General features: G+C 33.6%; 17 protein-coding genes, 1 tRNA gene and 1 pseudogene. 5 read left to right on the top strand and 14 right to left on the bottom strand.

Going from position 1 to position 17,210, the window contains the following annotated elements; genetic code table 11:
- Window positions 1–38: 38 nt before the first annotated feature.
- The 13 genes from OOK84_RS05230 to pheS form a co-directional block, all read right to left on the bottom strand.
- Window positions 39–698 carry a TenA family protein gene (locus OOK84_RS05230; protein WP_264731414.1) on the bottom strand — a complete coding sequence of 220 codons (660 nt, stop codon included), beginning with the start codon at window positions 696–698 and terminating at the stop codon, window positions 39–41.
- Window positions 699–741: 43 nt separating this feature from the next.
- Entirely contained in the window at window positions 742–1,416 is a 675-nt protein-coding gene (locus OOK84_RS05225; RefSeq protein WP_264731412.1) for a TenA family protein, read from the bottom strand.
- Window positions 1,417–1,541: 125 nt separating this feature from the next.
- Window positions 1,542–2,714 (bottom strand): methionine adenosyltransferase, encoded by a 1,173-nt coding sequence (metK, locus tag OOK84_RS05220; RefSeq protein WP_264731410.1) that lies wholly within the window; start codon window positions 2,712–2,714, stop codon window positions 1,542–1,544.
- A 169-nt stretch (window positions 2,715–2,883) separates the two neighbouring features.
- Entirely contained in the window at window positions 2,884–4,056 is a 1,173-nt protein-coding gene (locus OOK84_RS05215) for a hypothetical protein (RefSeq protein ID WP_264731408.1), read from the bottom strand.
- A 183-nt stretch (window positions 4,057–4,239) separates the two neighbouring features.
- Window positions 4,240–7,170, bottom strand: coding sequence for a hypothetical protein (locus tag OOK84_RS05210; protein WP_264731407.1), 2,931 nt, complete (start codon window positions 7,168–7,170; stop codon window positions 4,240–4,242).
- 18 nt (window positions 7,171–7,188) lie between these two features.
- Complete coding sequence (locus tag OOK84_RS05205) at window positions 7,189–7,608, bottom strand: hypothetical protein (protein WP_264731405.1); 420 nt, start codon at window positions 7,606–7,608, stop codon at window positions 7,189–7,191.
- Window positions 7,609–7,763: 155 nt separating this feature from the next.
- Complete coding sequence (locus OOK84_RS05200; protein WP_264731404.1) at window positions 7,764–7,913, bottom strand: transposase; 150 nt, start codon at window positions 7,911–7,913, stop codon at window positions 7,764–7,766.
- A 133-nt stretch (window positions 7,914–8,046) separates the two neighbouring features.
- Window positions 8,047–8,123: transfer RNA gene (locus OOK84_RS05195), tRNA-Ile, on the bottom strand.
- A 9-nt stretch (window positions 8,124–8,132) separates the two neighbouring features.
- Window positions 8,133–8,402: a 50S ribosomal protein L27 gene (gene rpmA, locus OOK84_RS05190; RefSeq protein ID WP_096617064.1), complete on the bottom strand. Its 270-nt coding sequence runs from the start codon at window positions 8,400–8,402 to the stop codon at window positions 8,133–8,135.
- Window positions 8,403–8,412: 10 nt separating this feature from the next.
- Entirely contained in the window at window positions 8,413–8,715 is a 303-nt protein-coding gene (gene rplU, locus OOK84_RS05185) for a 50S ribosomal protein L21 (protein ID WP_096617066.1), read from the bottom strand.
- A 330-nt stretch (window positions 8,716–9,045) separates the two neighbouring features.
- Window positions 9,046–9,495, bottom strand: coding sequence for a P44/Msp2 family outer membrane protein (locus OOK84_RS05180; RefSeq protein WP_264731401.1), 450 nt, complete (start codon window positions 9,493–9,495; stop codon window positions 9,046–9,048).
- Between the two features lie 71 nt (window positions 9,496–9,566).
- Window positions 9,567–10,859, bottom strand: coding sequence for a bifunctional UDP-N-acetylglucosamine diphosphorylase/glucosamine-1-phosphate N-acetyltransferase GlmU (gene glmU / locus OOK84_RS05175; RefSeq protein ID WP_264731399.1), 1,293 nt, complete (start codon window positions 10,857–10,859; stop codon window positions 9,567–9,569).
- Window positions 10,860–11,903, bottom strand: coding sequence for a phenylalanine--tRNA ligase subunit alpha (gene pheS, locus OOK84_RS05170; protein ID WP_264731396.1), 1,044 nt, complete (start codon window positions 11,901–11,903; stop codon window positions 10,860–10,862).
- 145 nt (window positions 11,904–12,048) lie between these two features.
- On the opposite strand from pheS, the pseudogene OOK84_RS05165 reads away from it, so the two are divergent.
- From OOK84_RS05165 to OOK84_RS05145, 5 genes and pseudogenes are all read left to right on the top strand, one after another.
- Window positions 12,049–12,685: pseudogene (locus OOK84_RS05165) on the top strand (hypothetical protein); the annotation flags it as partial.
- Between the two features lie 235 nt (window positions 12,686–12,920).
- Complete coding sequence (locus tag OOK84_RS05160) at window positions 12,921–13,163, top strand: hypothetical protein (protein ID WP_264731387.1); 243 nt, start codon at window positions 12,921–12,923, stop codon at window positions 13,161–13,163.
- Complete coding sequence (locus OOK84_RS05155; protein ID WP_264731381.1) at window positions 13,163–13,834, top strand: hypothetical protein; 672 nt, start codon at window positions 13,163–13,165, stop codon at window positions 13,832–13,834. Before OOK84_RS05160 ends, OOK84_RS05155 begins: the two co-directional genes overlap by 1 nt.
- Window positions 13,835–14,074: 240 nt before the next feature.
- Window positions 14,075–14,671 (top strand): riboflavin synthase, encoded by a 597-nt coding sequence (locus OOK84_RS05150; RefSeq protein ID WP_264731374.1) that lies wholly within the window; start codon window positions 14,075–14,077, stop codon window positions 14,669–14,671.
- 57 nt (window positions 14,672–14,728) lie between these two features.
- On the top strand, window positions 14,729–15,334 hold the full coding sequence (locus OOK84_RS05145) for a CvpA family protein (protein ID WP_253307316.1): 606 nt from the start codon (window positions 14,729–14,731) through the stop codon (window positions 15,332–15,334).
- A 50-nt stretch (window positions 15,335–15,384) separates the two neighbouring features.
- On the opposite strand, the gene uvrC is transcribed toward OOK84_RS05145, so the two are convergent.
- On the bottom strand, window positions 15,385–17,205 hold the full coding sequence (uvrC, locus tag OOK84_RS05140; protein ID WP_253307315.1) for an excinuclease ABC subunit UvrC: 1,821 nt from the start codon (window positions 17,203–17,205) through the stop codon (window positions 15,385–15,387).
- Window positions 17,206–17,210: the final 5 nt, after the last annotated feature.

Below are 17,210 nucleotides of genomic sequence, written 5' to 3'. Positions count from 1 at the left end.
AAAAATACTTACTAAGGATACAAATTAGCTTAAAATTGTCAATGTTCCTTAGGAAATTGATTGAATCTTGAAAAATTATATGCACCGTTCAAAAAATCTAACACAAATTGTGCAGTTATTCTAAACAACTCAAGCATTTTGCTCTTTTCATTTTCTCTTGCTCTGCTGCAATATCCATCAATAATATTTTCCAAAATAATGCATCCAGACTTTACTGAATCACTGTAACAAAAATAAAACCAATCCCTATATCTATTATTTTTTTTGAATCTATTTTTCATGCTATCAACGACAGTCTTGTATATAAACATGCAAGAATACAAAACTGTCATAGCCTCATAGGTATTACTATACGAGATGGATAAAAGAAAATTAGTGAAATTAAAACACTCAAGAGATTTCTTTCCACGACTTATACTGTACATAGTAAAGTAGTAGTCATATAGCACTCTATTAACAGTCACTGCTCTTTGGGCTACTTCAGTAAGCGAGATAATACTACTATAATCTTCCATTCTGGATGCAGTAATTAAGGTAGTACGAATATAATCACCTAAGAGCAACGTCTTTTGTTGAGCATAGAATTTGAAGTTCTCTATATTTAGGGTGTTATTCGCCAACTTAACATTAAAAGGATGCTCAATTATATCCTTTAAAAGATTTGACCCGTAACAGCTCCTAATTATGCCACTGAACACTGTAGTTACCGATAAAGATCAAGTCAACGTAAATAATCCGCTGCTAATATTCTTTGCTAGATATATTAGAGTAATACATCTCATCCCAGAATATTACCTCAAGTTCTAATCCGTTACGAAAAAACTCGAGCATCTTTTTCTTCTCCTTATTACTAGATTCTCTATACAGCTTATTCACAATCTCAGTTATAGCATCAGCTGTGTTATCCACTATATTAGTATTATAGAGATTAATCCATTTTTTATACTTATTGCTTGAAGGAATGCTATCTTTTACCGTATGTTGAAAGGTGATCTGACACATACCAAAACATGGATAAGAAGCTGCTAAGCCTTCAGCTACTGAATTATGGTATGCAGCACGCATGAAGAAATCAATAAAGGCAGAACTAGATTTCGATCTTTTGTGATTATCGGATGAGTTACATTCTGTAAACTGCTCCTCACATAGACTTCGCATACTGAATATTTTACGAGCTATAAAGGTTAATTTATCCATTGTTTCAATATCATTAGCTCTAGCTGCAATAATTAAAAAAGCACAAGTGCAATCCACTAAGCATAAAAAAGTCTGTTGAACGTAGAACTTGAACTTCTTATAACTTAATTTGCCATTCATCAATTCAACATAAAAAGGATGTTCTTCTATTCTATCAATAAGATCAGATGATTCTTTTATAGCTATGCTACAGAATTCTTCTTCTATTCCGTTATACATTTTATGAGCCTCACAATAAAAACTGAATATAATAATTATCACTAATATAGTATAATTATTATGAAAAAGCAATTATACTTCAACAATAAGCTAGTATATAAATATGAGGCTGTAAATCAAAAATTTTAGCAATCTAAAGAAATTTTACTATTACCTTCTATATTGAATTCTCTACAAAGATCAGCAGACAAGTTCATGCTTTCCCAAGAAAATCCACCGTCATTTTCTGACTCTTTACCAAAATGTCCATAACAGGCTGTACGTTTATATATAGGGCGATTAAGCGATAAATGCTTGATTATGCCTTTTGTTGATAAATCTATACTATTCTCGATAAACTCTTTAATTACTCTTTCCTCCACCGCATTCGTACCAAATGTATCAATATAGAATGAAGTAGGTTTTGATACACCAATTGCATAAGAAAGCTGCACAAGACAACGTTCAGCTAAACCTGCAAAGACAATATTTTTAGCAAGGTATCTTGCCATATAAGCTGCAGATCTATCAACTTTGGTTGCATCTTTTCCGGAAAATGCCCCTCCACCGTGTGGAATATAACCTCCATAGGTATCAACCATAATTTTTCTTCCGGTTAATCCACAATCACTAACCGGTCCACCAATAACAAATCTACCAGTTGGATTGACTAAGAGATTTTCCTCAGGACATATCCACCCTTTAGGTAAAGATGAAACTATGTAAGGATAAATTATTTCTTTTACTTTTGATTGATCCAAATCCTCAGGGTGCTGTATTGAGACAATGATACTTTCAGCACGTACCGGGAGGTTATTCTCATATGCCAAAGTGATTTGTGATTTTGCATCCGGACCAAGCTTTGCTTCTTTAACTGCGCTCATGATATTTTTCAGAATCGAGTGTGCATAAAAAATGGCTGCTGGCATAAGGTTTTCTGTCTCTGTTGTTGCATAGCCATACATTATGCCCTGATCGCCAGCACCTTGATCCAACCCTATTGCAATGTCATTTGATTGCTCATGCAGCAGTATATTTACCTTCACTTTTCTCCAGTGGAAAACATCATGCTCATAACCAATATCTTTTATTGTATTCCGTACAATACTTTCAATCCTGCTATTTTTGATGTTAGGTCCGAATACTTCCCCAGCTATAATAACGTTATCTTTGGTGACTAAAGTCTCTATTGCAGCTCGCGCAAAAGGATCAGTGAAAAGGTATTCATCAAGTATTGCATCTGAAATTTGATCTGCTACTTTATCTGGATGACCAGCAGCCACTGACTCACTGGTTACTAAATTTTTATATAAACTCATGCTTTAGGTTTCTGCTTATACAATATTAAAGTCGCTATAAAGGATACATCTACTAACTGTTAAATGGTGGACCAATAATACCAAAAACAAACTCCTCTCACAACCTTCTTGTTAAACGGGCAAAATTAGCAGTACTTTATGCATTTTAGATAATATTTATGTGCATAAATTAAGATAACCTTAAATCCAATGATTCCCCGCACCATTTTTGAGAAACAACATCATTCAGCTCAGTTGATATATTACCTTTGGAAAACTGTGCTCGGATAGGATTAGTGAACTCCGTGTTTGGAGATATAATAACTTCGCAGTTCAAAGGTTTTGCGCTTTTTAACCTTTCTCCAACACTTTCAGCAGCATATGCAACTTTCTCTTGCCTAGATGGATTATCATCTACCCAATACTTTATAGTAGAAGAACTTGACAATTTTTCCACGATTGGCTTTATGATATATCTACAAATATCCGATTTTACCTTATGAGCTTCCTTGTTTTCTAATTTCTTAATTTCTGATCTTGCGTTGTATACTGTATATTCGCGTAAACTATTAGGCTGTGGTTTTATATTCTTACAGATCATTTTTTGTATTGCTGTCATATAGTCTATGACCTCTTTAGCCTGTCCTACATTAGGCTTTCCTTCTAACACGCTTTCATAAAATTTATTAATTTCTCCCACTTTTAAAGTGTTATCTTCATCACAGTAAATTGTATCCAGTGCTATCTGCAGCATACCATCATTGTACAGCGGCATTACAACATTGGTAAACAGCTCCAAGAAAACCGAACTCTTTGTGCAACAGATAATATGTTCTTCTAACTGATGAATGTCTTCATGTTCTTCTAACTGTTGAGAACCCTTACGGTCTTCTGTATAGTATTGGCTAAAAAATACCTCCATAAACTCTGGATATATCTTACGTACCCACTCAACTTTATTTTGCAAGTAATTTTTCTTGATGCTACTTTTTGTTAAAAATAAGTTAACTACGTTGTTGTAATGCTTATTATATTTCATACTATCTTCCTTATAATTTAGTATTTTTTCAAACTTCTCCTTTTTTTGTTGCGATTCTTGCTTTTTATTTGCAAGCTCTTCTATCTTTGCTTTTTCTTCCTTAAGCTTTTCTAATCTTATTCTAACAAACTCTAGACGTGCTTCATTAATAGTACTATCCACTTCACTACTCATATGTTTAAGCTGATCTATCAGTTGTTTTGCATATACATTAATCTGAGTTGTTTCGTCTAATTCCGTATTAGCGTTAGCTACAAGCGATTTTATCTCTTCTAATAAAGATAATGTTGTTTTTGTATTAAATTCAATTTTAACAAGCTGCATAAACCATTCTTCTCTCTTTAATACTTCCAGTGCTGTAATCTGCCCAAGAATGGTTTCTACTTCTTTTAAATTTTCCTTTGTAATTTCTATGTCATTTTCTATTATATACTTTCTCTCCTCCTCTGTTATATTTTTCCCTTTTATACTCTCTTTCTTTTTGATTATTCCTATGAACTCTTCTTTCTATTCGGTTTTTATCTGTGCCTCAAATCGTGACTTTTCTTTTTCAAACTTTGTCTTTTCTTGATTAAGACTTCTTCCTTCTTTTTCAAGTCCTATTTTTTCTCTTTCAAGCTTTATTCTGCAAAATATTAAACGCCTTACTAAGCGATAAAGTTTAATTAGGAATCTTTTTATAATATTTCCATCAACTTTCAATTTTGCCTCAACTTCTCCTTTATTTTTGTTATTCTCCTGAATCTTATTCACTATATTATCAATTTTAGATTGAATACCCCTAATATTGTGCTCAATACCCAGATTATCTACTCTACCTCTAAATAGCCCCTCAATTTTATAAGTTACGCGTTTAAGAGCTTGAACAAAGTAGTCTTGTGCTTCTGCACCATTATGGCCTTTACTATTATAGGCTGCTTCAAATGCAGAAATTAGCTGATCAAGAACTTCAACTGCTAAATCATCAACCTCTTTAAATTGCAGCTTTTCCCCTTCATTACTCGAGCTTACGTCAGTCTCTTTTTTTCCTTTTATTATCTTAGATACCTCATTCTCAATGAGCTTATCTATCATACTTAAGATCTCATCACCAAACTGCTCTGGAGTTTTTGCATTATCCTGATTCACTGTTCTGTTGTAATCGTCTATGTAGTCTCCCTTCTGTAACAACTTTATATCAAACTTTAGCCTTTCACTTGAGTAACAGAAAAAGGTTGAAGGTCTTGCAAGGTTCAAACACCTAAGCCTACCAGGGCCTTGTATAAGTTGTGGTGGATTATTAAGAAAATCAGACCGTTGATCTATAAGCATCACAACATGCTGTAAGTCAATGGCATTAAAGCCCTGCACTTTCTCATGGTTAACATAATTACCACAAAGCCCCATACGCAATAGTGCATCATGATCCTGGACACTCCCTTCTATATATTTGTATTTATCAGAGAACTTCCTTAGCTTAAGCAATGGATATAGTTCTTGCATTTTAAACTGCTCTTTCACTTGACAAAATCTTTCAAATAAATTTTCCTTACTATAATGCACCAATGAGTCTAAGTCTAAGTAATCTTTGCCATTTTTATACTTGTTAAACTCTTCTTTGTCTTTACTGATTTTTTCCTCAAATTCATTTAGAGCTTGAGGACTTAAGGTATCACTGATCCTCCAAGACCGAAGCTGACAAAACCCTCCGTTACTAAGACTATATGTATATCCTTTAGGGCTTATAGCACGTACTCTATCTTCAAGTGGATACATATGCTGATCATAATATTCTTGCCTCTTTCTCTCACTCTCTTCTAATTGCTTGTACGCTTCCAAGCATTCCTCTTCTATCTTTGTAATATTGCCATTTATTTCATAATTATCTTTTAAGTACTGGAAAATATCTTTCAACTTTTTTTCATCAAATGTAAATCTTCTTCCTGAAAGTGATCTTGTTGAGTCAAACATTTCACATTCCGTAAAGTAACCAAGGTTTGTGAACAAAACCTCTTTTGCCCCTATTCCCAAAGATTTTAAAATCTTTTCTTTGTCAAGTTTATTAAGACCATATGCATCCACTGGAAGATTTATCGGTATCATAGTGTGAAGTTGTTTATCTTGATTCCAGTTTCTTACCAATCTTGTAAACAGGTCTGTATCTTTTTTATCCTGCAACAATTTAACTACATCTAGCATTCCTTGTATAATATCACTCGTTGTTTTGTCATTCACGATACCTTGCTCTGTCAAATACCTTCTCAGGCCTGCTTGCGTTTCTCCTGCGGAACATTTATCCAAACTTTCTTTAACTTGTGAACCCAGATCTTTAAAATTTGGAAACCTTGCTATATCTAACTCACTCCTTGAAAGCCCCTTAAGGAAGGAAAGTGTGTTCTCAATTACTCCATGCATAACACGAAATGCGGAATAATCGTGAACTTCACTCTTATAATCGAGAGTACCGTCAACAACTTCCTTGATTATATGGCTTTTATCACTTCCATATACATCAATTAAGTGATTTATTATTTCATTGCGTTTTTTGCCAACCGTATTATAGCCGTAACTAATCCCGTCTTTAAACACGTCATGGGTAATCTTCTTCCTGAACTCACCTTTCAGATTATTAGACTCTGCTAAAACGAGAGCTGGTTCACCAACTACGCTTTGAATATTGTAGAATATATAATTTTCTATATCCTTTTTTAAATCTTCATCCTCTAAGTCTGTGCACGGCGTATGATAAAAAGATTTTTTACTTCTTGCTTCCTCCCTAAAAGTTACCGCACCTTCAAGCTCACTAATATATTTAGTGACCAAGGGTTCTTCTACGCTTTGATGAACTTTAAGCTCCAGAGGGCCGTAAGCACCAGATTCCATTTTATCTTTCAGAGAAAGTGTTTTTATCAAGCCGTTATTGTTTTTAACATATTCATAAATATTGCCAGAAGGTGTTGCGCTCAAAAACAACGTAGGACAAAGTGCAGACAACAATCCCATGCGATACTTATACATCTCTTCTTTATCTACCCTATGTTCTTCATCAAAAGATAGGAATACTAGCTTCTCAATATCAAGAGTAAATTCTTCATTATTAATTTTAACTTTGCCATCTTTAACCTTGTATTTCTGATCGCCAAACTGAATTTCATTCTTGTGAATTACAAAACTCTTACCATCTATACTTATTTTTCCATCTCTTACTTTAAATTCTTTATCCTGAATACCCAAGGCTTTTATAATACCAGGAAGATTCTCAAGACCTACAACCTCCAAGAACTGATTCCAATTCTTCAGAAGACCCTTATTGCTTAATATAGCACAATTTCCTTTATTATTGATTCCATTTAACTTAATATCATTAACGCCTACATTAGATAATAGTTTTTTCCAATCATCACGTTTCTGTTCTACTAAATCAGTATCTGGTGCTAAAGATATGTAATGTATGCCCATTAGTCTAGCTGGCAGATATCATACAAGCAATTCTATAAAAGTTTTTCCAGTTCCTGTTGCAAGTGCTAACTCCGTAATAGGGTTCCCACCATCTTTCAAATGGGCTATTGCTTCTTTTACGTAAAGTAGATGTTGTGGAAATATTGAGATTTTACCTGGACCACCTATTATAGTATCTTTTCCCTTACTATCACCTTTAATTTTCACACTTAATATTTTCTTACCTGCCCTACCCTTGTTGATTAGCAGTTCATAAACATACGCACCCTTTATACCTAGCTGAGAATCATCCTCACTAAATTCAACACTATACGTATCATCATTTTGATGTATTAAACCCACGTAAACTTCTTTTCCATCTATAGTTATCTTACCTTTAGTTAGATTGTCTTCTATTAACTTTTCTATTTCTTCTCTAACTTCAGAGGTTGTTGACAACAAAACACCAAAATAAGTTTTTTTTAATCCTTCAATATAACTTGCTTTGAATTCATCATTAAATTTGCTAAGTACCTGTGCACCTACAGTTCTACCTCTCTATTATATCCTACTTTGTGAGTAGCTTTTTAGTATACTTAACTTAACACGAAATATCAATGATTTTTTTTATTATATTTCCTTACCCATTTGCCCAACACACCATCACTTACACCTAGTCTCTTGCTATTTTTGTAATCGTTTCTCTCACTAGCTTTACAGCTCCTAATGTTAAACTCAACTGTATATTCTCTTCTGTTTGCCATCACTATTCATTATTCAAACTTGAAAAAATATTTTCACTATAAAAAACGCCCTTTCTTTCTCTCCACTTTTTCTGGTTAAGGTCAGTTTTGTGCTATGTTAAATTACTATAGAGAAAAGTTCGAATAGGTTAAATGGTGGGTCTGGGAAGAGTTGAACCTCCGACCTCACGCTTATCAGGCGTGCGCTCTAACCACCTGAGCTACAGACCCCTGATTTATTCAAGCTGAAGCTTTCATATTATCTGTAGGCAAGATATCAATAAAAGTCTTTTTATTTGCTGACCTTCTAAAGCTGACCCAGCCTTCTACTTTGGCAAAAATCGTATGATCTTTACCTATACCAACATTCTTCCCAGGATGGAATTTTGTGCCTCTTTGGCGCACAATTATGTTACCAGGAATAACCTTCCCATTCTTCTTTATTCCTAACCTACGACCTGCTGAATCTCTACCATTACAGGAACTACCACCTGATTTTTTAGTTGCCATATCTTACCTCTTACTTTTGAAGATTAATTTCATTGATACGAAGAACAGTTATATACTGCCTATGACCAGTCTTTCTACGGTAATTTTTTCTTCTTTTCTTCTTAAAGATTATAATTTTTTCTCCTCTACACTGCTCCAATACTTCAGCTTTAACAGTAGCATTAGATGAATAAGATAAGCCATTATTTGAAATACAAATCACCTTATTGATTTCTACCTCTTTTTTTTCTTCAACTTCTAACTTCTCTACTTTTATTATACTGCCTTCTTTTACTAAATATTGTTTTCCACCAGTCTCAATTACTGCAAACATGATAAATATAAATTATTGTTATTAACTTTAATCGTAAACGATGTCATATATGCTGTCAATATAAATAAAAAACATGACTTAATGCTCCTTCTGAGCTACTTAAATACTTCTATCTTTTTTCACCTTGTTATCTGCTTTTTCTCAGACAATAATTAATTCTCAAAAAATCTTGTTTTGAACAGAAGCAAAACTTGATCATTTTTAATCTCCCTCACTTTGCTTTTGCGGTAGGTCTCTAATTAAAACTCCATAATACGGCTTATTAATTATCTAGCAAAAATTCAGCTTCAATTTGAAAAAAGTACAACCTGTTGCTATTCAGCTGGGGTTTTATAAGTTATAATTTATTCCAAGCTCAAATCCATGATTATAATCTTCAAATGCTTTCAATAGACTATAACCAGCAAAAGCACTTGTCCTTGAAGAAAGCGGAAAATCAAGACCAGAGCTTATTTTATATGAGAAACCAAACTTTGACTGTCCAATAAAATCGATAGCAGCACCTATACCAACATTGACATACGGAGTGATATCCGTGTTTGTAAACTCGTAATGATAACGTAAATTTGCTAAAATTCCTCCTTGCAGTCTGTATTTAAAAATATTTGCAACTGAAATTTTTACGCTGTTTGTGTAGTGATAACCGATACTATGACTAAAATTGCCAGAACTGTATGACGAAGAAGTATAGATCCTATCTCTAACCCAATCAACTCCAAAACATGGTACTGACAAAGAAACAGCAGGCAATATAGCTACTAAGGTAAGTAATTTTTTCATTTTTACCCTCCAAATATTGATATACGCATGTATACAAATATAAGCATTAAAAATAATATAATTACAGCGAATTACTTTATTCTCTTAATCACCTGCTTTTCTCTTGCTATTGCAAGGCTTTTTTCTGGTACATCTTCCACTATAACACTACCTGCCGCAATTACAGAGTCATCATGAACATTAAGCGGTGCAATGAGTGAGCTATTGGCACCAATAAAGCAATTGCTTCCTATGTTCGTTTTATGTTTCTTTTTCCCATCATAATTACAAACAATAGTACCTGCTCCTATATTACTCCTCTGCCCTACTTTAGCATTTCCTATATAACTTAAGTGTTTTATTCTAGTGTTTTGACCAACTTCACTTGTTTTCACTTCCACAAAATTTCCTATTTTTGCCTTATTACCAATTGTTGTGTTTCCGCGTATTCTGGTAAATGGACCGACCTCAGCATTACTTTTAATTAAGCAGTTTTTTAAATGCGAAAATGGCAGTATTTTCGCACCAGACTCTATTTTCACTTCAGTACCGAAAAAAACATATGGGTAAATAACTGAATCTCTGGCAATTTGCGTATCAAGAGAAAAGAAAACAGTCTCTGGAGCAACAAGCGTTACTCCAGAGTTGGTAAAAAATTTTCTTTTGTTTTCTTGAAAGTAAAATTCAGCTTTTATAAGGTCATTTCTGTTATTTATTCCCGTTGCCTCTTCTCCACCGGTAATAACGTAACCGACATTTAAATTACTCTTCACTGCAATGGAAACTATATCGGTCAAATAATATTCATGAGTTGAGCTATTGCACTCTATTTTCTCCACCAATTCACGTAAATTCTTTGCACATGCAACCATTATTCCAGCATTTGCAAGAAACTCTTCATGATTATTTTTATCACTCTTTGCTTCTACGATTTCTCTTAAGGAACCATTCTCAATAATTAACCTACCGTATTCTTTATTGCTTGTCCTAAAACCTAGGCAAACTAGAGCCTTGCCTTCTAAGCAACTAACCATTTTAGTTATTGTGCTGCTTTTTATGAGTGGGGTATCTCCATACTGCACAATAATTATGCTCGAATCTGGCAATTCTTTCAGGTTTCTCATTGCAGTTTTGACTGCATCTCCCGTGCCAAGTGTTAATTCTTGTGTAATTAACTGTATATCCTTAAAGCACTTTAGTCTTTCAATTAAAGGCAGATCAACTACAACAGCAATATTTTCAGGATTTAACTGTTTTGCATTGTAAATGACATGCTGGAGCATGGAAAAACTGCCTATTTTGTGTAGGACCTTAGGCAAATCTGAATTCATCCGCCTGCCATGCCCTGCAGCAAGTATAACGAACGTATGAGTTTTACTTATCACTTATCTTAAAGATGAAAAATGAAAACCGTAATGATCAAGCCAGCTGATTTTGTTGTCATAAAAGCTCCTTAAGTCGCTAATTTGATATTTTAGCATTGCAAGCCTTTCTATACCAATGCCAAACGCAAAACCGCTGTATTTAGTGTGATCTATTCCAACATTTTGAAATACATTTGGATGCGTCATACCGCATCCCAGTACTTCTATCCATTTACTACCTTTATAACTTATTTCCACTTCTGCAGAAGGCTCGGTAAAAGGGAAAAAACTATTACGAAAACGTATCTTCAGCCCTTTATCTCCAAAAAACTTATTAAGGAAGTGATGAATAGTAAATTTTAACTGGCCCATATTGACATTCTCATTGACATATAACCCCTCTATTTGATGGAACATAGGGGTGTGAGTTGCATCAAAGTCGTTTCTGTATACTCTACCAGGAGATACGATTTTAATCGGAAAAGTTTTCGCTTTTTCCATAGTTCTGATCTCCACAGATGAGGTATGAGTGCGCAGCACCATTCTTTTGTCGTTTATTTTATTCTTTAAGTAGAAGGTATCTTGCTCATCCCGCGCAGGGTGGTGACTTGGAGTATTCAGTGCATCAAATACATGAAATTCATCTTCAATGTCAGGGCCATCAACTGCTTTAAAACCCATATGTGCAAAAATAAGCTTTACTTCATTTAGAACCTTACTGAGTGGATGGACCTTGCCCATTTTTTCTGGTCTAACGGGCAACGTGATATCAACCGCCTCGTTCTGCAATTTAAAGTTAACTTCTTCGGCTTTTAGTGCATTTTCCTTATTCATTATAAGCTGATCTAGCTTATTACGTAAAACGTTGATAACTTCGCCTAAATTGCGCTTTTTTCCTGCGTCTTCTATCTCTTTTAAGTTGTCAAAATAAGCTTTAATTACACCCTTTTTTCCCAAATATGATAGCCTGACTTTTTCTAAATCTTGTAAAGAAGAAGCATTCTCAATTTCAGAGACCGCTTTATCTTCAAGTGAAGGTATTTCATTCAGTAACTCTTTATTCATCTTAGAAACGCTGGCTTAAACTTTAATTATAGTAAAATCTTGAATAGCATCAACAATCTAAAAACTGTCCCATTTTGATTATTAATTTATTGACCAATTAGTTTTTTTTACTTACCTTTGCGTTGATGAATTTGCTGTATCAACCATGCACAACAGTGACACTGAAACTGATAATAAGTACAAAATAGAGGATTTACCTAAGTTCTTTAAGGAAAGATCCAAAAACATAAGTAAAGCATTTTCTAGCAAAATAATTAAGATCAGTACCATTCGCTCGAGAAGTATTGAAAGTAATATACAAGAATTTTCATTTGAGCTAACAGCAACAGATAAAGACACCTTTAATATAAGATTATTTCGAATAAAATCTTTAATTGATTTTTTCAAAATCTGCCTTCTTCAGGAAAAAAATTTTACAGTCAACATAAAAGTGCCCAAAGAAAGCAGTGAATTATATAATAACTACTGTAAAACTAACAATTATAAAACTGTAAAAGAATTCGTAAATAATGCTCCGCCTCAAATCCTTCTGCAAGGAATAACAATCATACTACAAACAAATGTTAAAGACATTAACTTAGATAATTTGCACCAAATAGGGTCATTTTTAAATGAAAAGCTAAAACATGCAGAAAAAACTGAAAATGAGGAACAGAGTCAAGTTACACTACAAGTAAAAGAAGCAGAAAATAAAGACAGACAAGAACAGAGTGAAACTAAGCAAAAAAACGCACAAAATAGACAAATTGTACCATTTACAGGCTCGTTTGGCTTTAACGTAGCAAGCAAAGTAAATTGTAAAGCTCCAGTGGTTACTGCTGCAATAAAAGCTAATATACCAAAATATAGAATCTTCCTTCCCTTATCCAATTTTTTTAATGATGTAATAAGGTTATCCCTTTTAAGAACACCAAAACCTTCTATACAGAGCAACAATATACCATTTGGTGTCATTCCAGCGCTTGACGCTGGAATCCAGAAAAAAAAGAAAAATGGACCCCAGTGTCAGCTACTTGGATGACAAGTAGTATAGGAAATCCAATACCTCAAGAAGCAGAACAGAATGTAGGTCAAACTACTTCGCACACAGAGTATTTTAAGGCTAACAGAAAAAAGAAGTCAAAAAAGCAGACCAAAGAACTATCAGAGAAAGAAAAACAATTAGCCATAAAACAAGCACAAAATGATGCTAGAGTAGCTATGTTAGATAACCAGATTGAGCGCAGGGGAAAAAACTCGATGAAATATTTATTGAAGTGATGAATGGATACAAAAATCAAGATCCAGAAACATTTCGCAATGTTTTTAACTCAATATTCAATATTGTTTATTTTCAAGATAAACAATTACATGAAATATTAGAGTCAGGTGAGATATCAGAAGTATTAGAAATACTAGAAATACCACAACCAGCTGGCAAGTCTTCTTTTCCAAAAGAGTATTTACATAAGCAAGTATATAAAAAAAAAGAGCAATTGCTCAAATTAGTTTCAGGTGTTTATATACAACAACCTCCTACGCAACATGAAAATACTCCTCATAAATCTACAAACCCTTTACCAATAAATAAATATAAAGATCCTTCACCAGCAACAAATGAAGCTAAAACTCTACCACCTACTAACATTACACTCAAATCACCGTTAAAAACTGTATTTTCCTCAAAAAAGGCTTATTTTTGTCTATTTATAATAGTAGCATCTGCATCAACACTTTGCTTATGGCATTTTCCATTAGGAAAAGTGTCAATGTTAAAAGGATTAGTGCCACCAGAAAAAAGAGAAAATATTGGGTTAGCATTGAACATAGGGTTACCAACATTGATTACATTATGTGTTTTGAGTTTAGCTTACTTTATATATTCTGAATATTCTATAGAATCTGTTAAGCAAGTAAGTGAAAACGATCCCCTTTCTCGCGCCTATAGCTAGTGCAGGCTCAGTTTTCCTACGTCATACCGCCGCGGATAGATCCCGCTAACAAGCAGCGGGATGACAGCAGTCCTACGTCATACCGTCACGGTATCTCACATAGATCCCACTAACAAGCAGCGGAATGACGAATTTGTCATTTTTTAAATCGTTGGTAAACCAGAATTACTTTAGCTATAACAAAATAGAAGTAAGTTGTTGTAAAAAATTTTTCATGGTAAAATTATTTATTTTCACCATATGTTTAAAGGAATTATCACGGATATCGGGACTATAACTGATACTACCACTCACTCCAACTCTGATCAAATTTTCCATATCAAAACACAAAATTTACCCTCTATAAACAAAGGAGATTCAATAGCTTGCTCTGGTGTATGTTTAACTGTTGTGAACATACTGAACGATGTATTCACAGTTCAAGTGTCTCAAGAAACTATGAAGGTTGCTAACTTAAATACGTGGAGAATAGGAAAAAAAATAAACCTAGAACAAGCAATGCGGCTAAGCGACAGAATCGATGGCCACTTGGTTCAGGGTCATGTTGATGGGATAGTAAAAATTTTAACAATTGAGCGAAATTTAGATTCTCATGAAATCAAACTATCGTGCCCACAAGAATTAATTAAATTTGTTGCAAAAAAAGGCTCCGTTACACTAGACGGGGTTTCCCTCACAGTGAATTCAGTTATTAATCAGGAATTTATAGTAAATATAATTCCCTATACATGGGAAAATACAACTTTTCAGTACAACAAAATAAATGATTATCTGAATTTAGAAATTGACATTATCGCTAGGTATTTAGATCAATTGATGCAGCATAAATACAATTAATTTTACAACCTTGTTATTTACAACTATTATATCTTGAAAACCATATAGATATAAAATATGCTTTTCGATAGCCTAATTATCTTCATTGTTGTTCTATGCGTAATAATCTCGGTAACTAGAGGTTTTATAAAAGAGCTATGCGCACTAATGTTTCTATTTTTATCAATTTTTCTGACAGCTAATCACTATGATTTTTTCACTCCAAATTATAGTAAATATTTTGATTCTAAAGTTATACTAAACATACTTTCTACAATCTCTGTATTTATTATACTTAATCTTATATTCATGATAATAAACAACTGGCTAATGTACATATTATCACCCATAAGGTTGGGGTTTATCGATAGAGTTACTGGAATCTTTCTCGGAGTGCTTAAAGGAATATTGCTCTCTTATGTATTATTTTTTGCTGTGCACTTATATTGCTACACAGTATATGACAAAAAAGAATATGGCAAAAAAGAGGAACATTCTGAAATAAAAGCAGAAGACATATTGCCTAATTGGATAATAAATTCACACTCTTATCAGGCTTTATTTGTGACAGCAGAAGAAGTAATTGACATGTATGTACCAGAGTCGTTGATACTAAAAATAAAAGAGATCGGTGGAGAAATGGTTGATCAAGAAAAACCCAAAAACAATAAAAAAGAAGAGTAAATATTTATTTATAAATATGTTCATTAGGAGTATTCAAAAAGCCATATGTGTCAGGTTAAGAGCACTCCTCTCTTATAATTCACGTATTTAAGAATGACTTCTGCTAAACCTTTACTAATTCCATGTACGTTTTGAATTTCAGCCAGAGAAGCTTTGCTTATATTTTTCACTGAACCAAAATAAGACATCAACGCCTTTTTCCTTTTGTTGCCAATGCCGGGTATTTTGCTTAATTGTGAAACTATAAACTGTTTATCGCGTTTTTTTCTATGTGAAGTTATCGCAAAACGGTGGGCTTCATTACGCAGCAATTGTAAGTAAAGCATGACTTTGCTGTCATTTGCCAGACTGAATTCTTCCCTGCCCAGCATATAAAATGTTTCATTTCCTGCGTTACGATCAGGACCTTTTGCCATACAAGCAAAAGGAACGTTTATATTCAATACTTCCAGTACATTCTGTACTATGGAAACATGTCCTGGTCCACCATCAATCAGTAAAAAATCAGGTATTATGCCTTTTATATTGCCGGAGAAACGTCTGGTTAGCACTTCCCTCATCATTTTATAGTCATCGCCTGAAAATTTTTCCTTTATAGTAAATTTTCTGTACTCACTTTTTAAAAAACCCTCCTGCCCTGCAACAACCATTACACCAATTTGTTGATTTCCAAATATATGGCTATTGTCATAAACCTCAATACGCTTTGGAATGTTTGGTAACAAGAAGATTTTGCTAAGCTCCTCAAGCTTTTCTAGGTTATTTCTATAATCGATAAGTTTCTGCTCTAAGCTATGCTGAGAGTTATCATAAACAAATTTCAATAAATCACGCTCTTTTTTATTCTTTGCATGCAGAACTTTTACTGGCTTTTGAGCAACCTTATATAGTGCTTGTTCTATAATTTCCTTATCCACAATAGAATCTGGAACGTAAATTTGTATTGGAGGTATGTTAGCTGAATTATAAAAATTGACCAAAAAGGTGGATAAAATTTCATCATTTGAGTGATCACCACAGTTCTCGGCAAAGTAAGGAGTGCTGCCGTAGTTGTCTTTATTTCTGAACGATAACACACTAATACATGCTAGATCCTCTTCACGTACAATACTGAAGAAATCTGCATCTTTTTCAAAAGAAAAATCCGTGTGCTGTATTTGAATTTGCTCAAGAAACTTTACCCGATCTCTATATATAGCAGCAAGCTCATAGTTTTCTTCACTGCTGCACTTTCTCATTGTGAAAAGTAACTGTTCTTTCACTTCCTTATTTCTTCCAAGCAATGTATTTCGTGCCTGTTTTACTGATTGGCAGTAGTCGTCTTTTGTGATTTTGTTTATGCATGGTGCTGAGCAGCGCTTAATTTGATATTCAATACATGGTCTTTTTGTTGAGGAAAAGTATTGATCTGAACATACTCTTAGGAGAAAAGCTTTTTGCAATGACAATATAGTTTGCTTAACAGCAGCGGCAGATGTAAAGGGACCATAATAATGAAACTCATTCTTCTTAAATTTGCCTCTATATTTTGCTATTCTTGGATAATCGTGCTTGGAAATTGTTATATAAGGATAAAATTTTCCATCCTTGAGCACAATATTATAAAGTGGTTTCAATGATTTTATTAACTGTGCTTCAAGAAGCAGTGCTTCGATTTCATTCTCAGTGATGAATATTTCAACCTTAACAACCTGTGAGAGCATAACTCTAATTCGTTCAGAAAGGTTTTCGAATTGAAGGTAGTCAGATAATCTCGATTTCAAGTTTTTTGCTTTACCAATGTATAAAACTTTATCCTTATCTCCAATCATCTTATACACACCACAAGACTGCGGAGATAATTTTATCTGTTCTTTATATTGCTTGAACATTTATC

Origin of the sequence: Wolbachia endosymbiont (group A) of Sphaerophoria taeniata (genome assembly GCF_947250735.1) — a bacterium.
Lineage (GTDB): Bacteria > Pseudomonadota > Alphaproteobacteria > Rickettsiales > Anaplasmataceae > Wolbachia.
Note: the sequence above shows the minus strand (reverse complement) of the source record. Positions and strands in the feature narration are given on the sequence as shown.

Bases quoted from the DNA above. Each gene is read 5' to 3' on its own strand.
- OOK84_RS05145 (WP_253307316.1), top strand. From the start codon at position 14,729: ATGCTTTTCGATAGCCTAATTATCTTCATTGTTGTTCTATGCGTAATA.
- uvrC (WP_253307315.1), bottom strand. From the start codon at position 17,205: ATGTTCAAGCAATATAAAGAACAGATAAAATTATCTCCGCAGTCTTGT.
- rplU (WP_096617066.1), bottom strand. From the start codon at position 8,715: ATGTTTGCAGTAATTGAGACTGGTGGAAAACAATATTTAGTAAAAGAA.
- metK (WP_264731410.1), bottom strand. From the start codon at position 2,714: ATGAGTTTATATAAAAATTTAGTAACCAGTGAGTCAGTGGCTGCTGGT.
- OOK84_RS05155 (WP_264731381.1), top strand. From the start codon at position 13,163: ATGAATGGATACAAAAATCAAGATCCAGAAACATTTCGCAATGTTTTT.
- OOK84_RS05215 (WP_264731408.1), bottom strand. From the start codon at position 4,056: ATGCAGCTTGTTAAAATTGAATTTAATACAAAAACAACATTATCTTTA.
- pheS (WP_264731396.1), bottom strand. From the start codon at position 11,903: ATGAATAAAGAGTTACTGAATGAAATACCTTCACTTGAAGATAAAGCG.
- OOK84_RS05225 (WP_264731412.1), bottom strand. From the start codon at position 1,416: ATGTATAACGGAATAGAAGAAGAATTCTGTAGCATAGCTATAAAAGAA.
- OOK84_RS05160 (WP_264731387.1), top strand. From the start codon at position 12,921: ATGACAAGTAGTATAGGAAATCCAATACCTCAAGAAGCAGAACAGAAT.
- rpmA (WP_096617064.1), bottom strand. From the start codon at position 8,402: ATGGCAACTAAAAAATCAGGTGGTAGTTCCTGTAATGGTAGAGATTCA.
- OOK84_RS05210 (WP_264731407.1), bottom strand. From the start codon at position 7,170: ATGGGCATACATTACATATCTTTAGCACCAGATACTGATTTAGTAGAA.
- OOK84_RS05180 (WP_264731401.1), bottom strand. From the start codon at position 9,495: ATGAAAAAATTACTTACCTTAGTAGCTATATTGCCTGCTGTTTCTTTG.
- OOK84_RS05150 (WP_264731374.1), top strand. From the start codon at position 14,075: ATGTTTAAAGGAATTATCACGGATATCGGGACTATAACTGATACTACC.
- OOK84_RS05200 (WP_264731404.1), bottom strand. From the start codon at position 7,913: ATGGCAAACAGAAGAGAATATACAGTTGAGTTTAACATTAGGAGCTGT.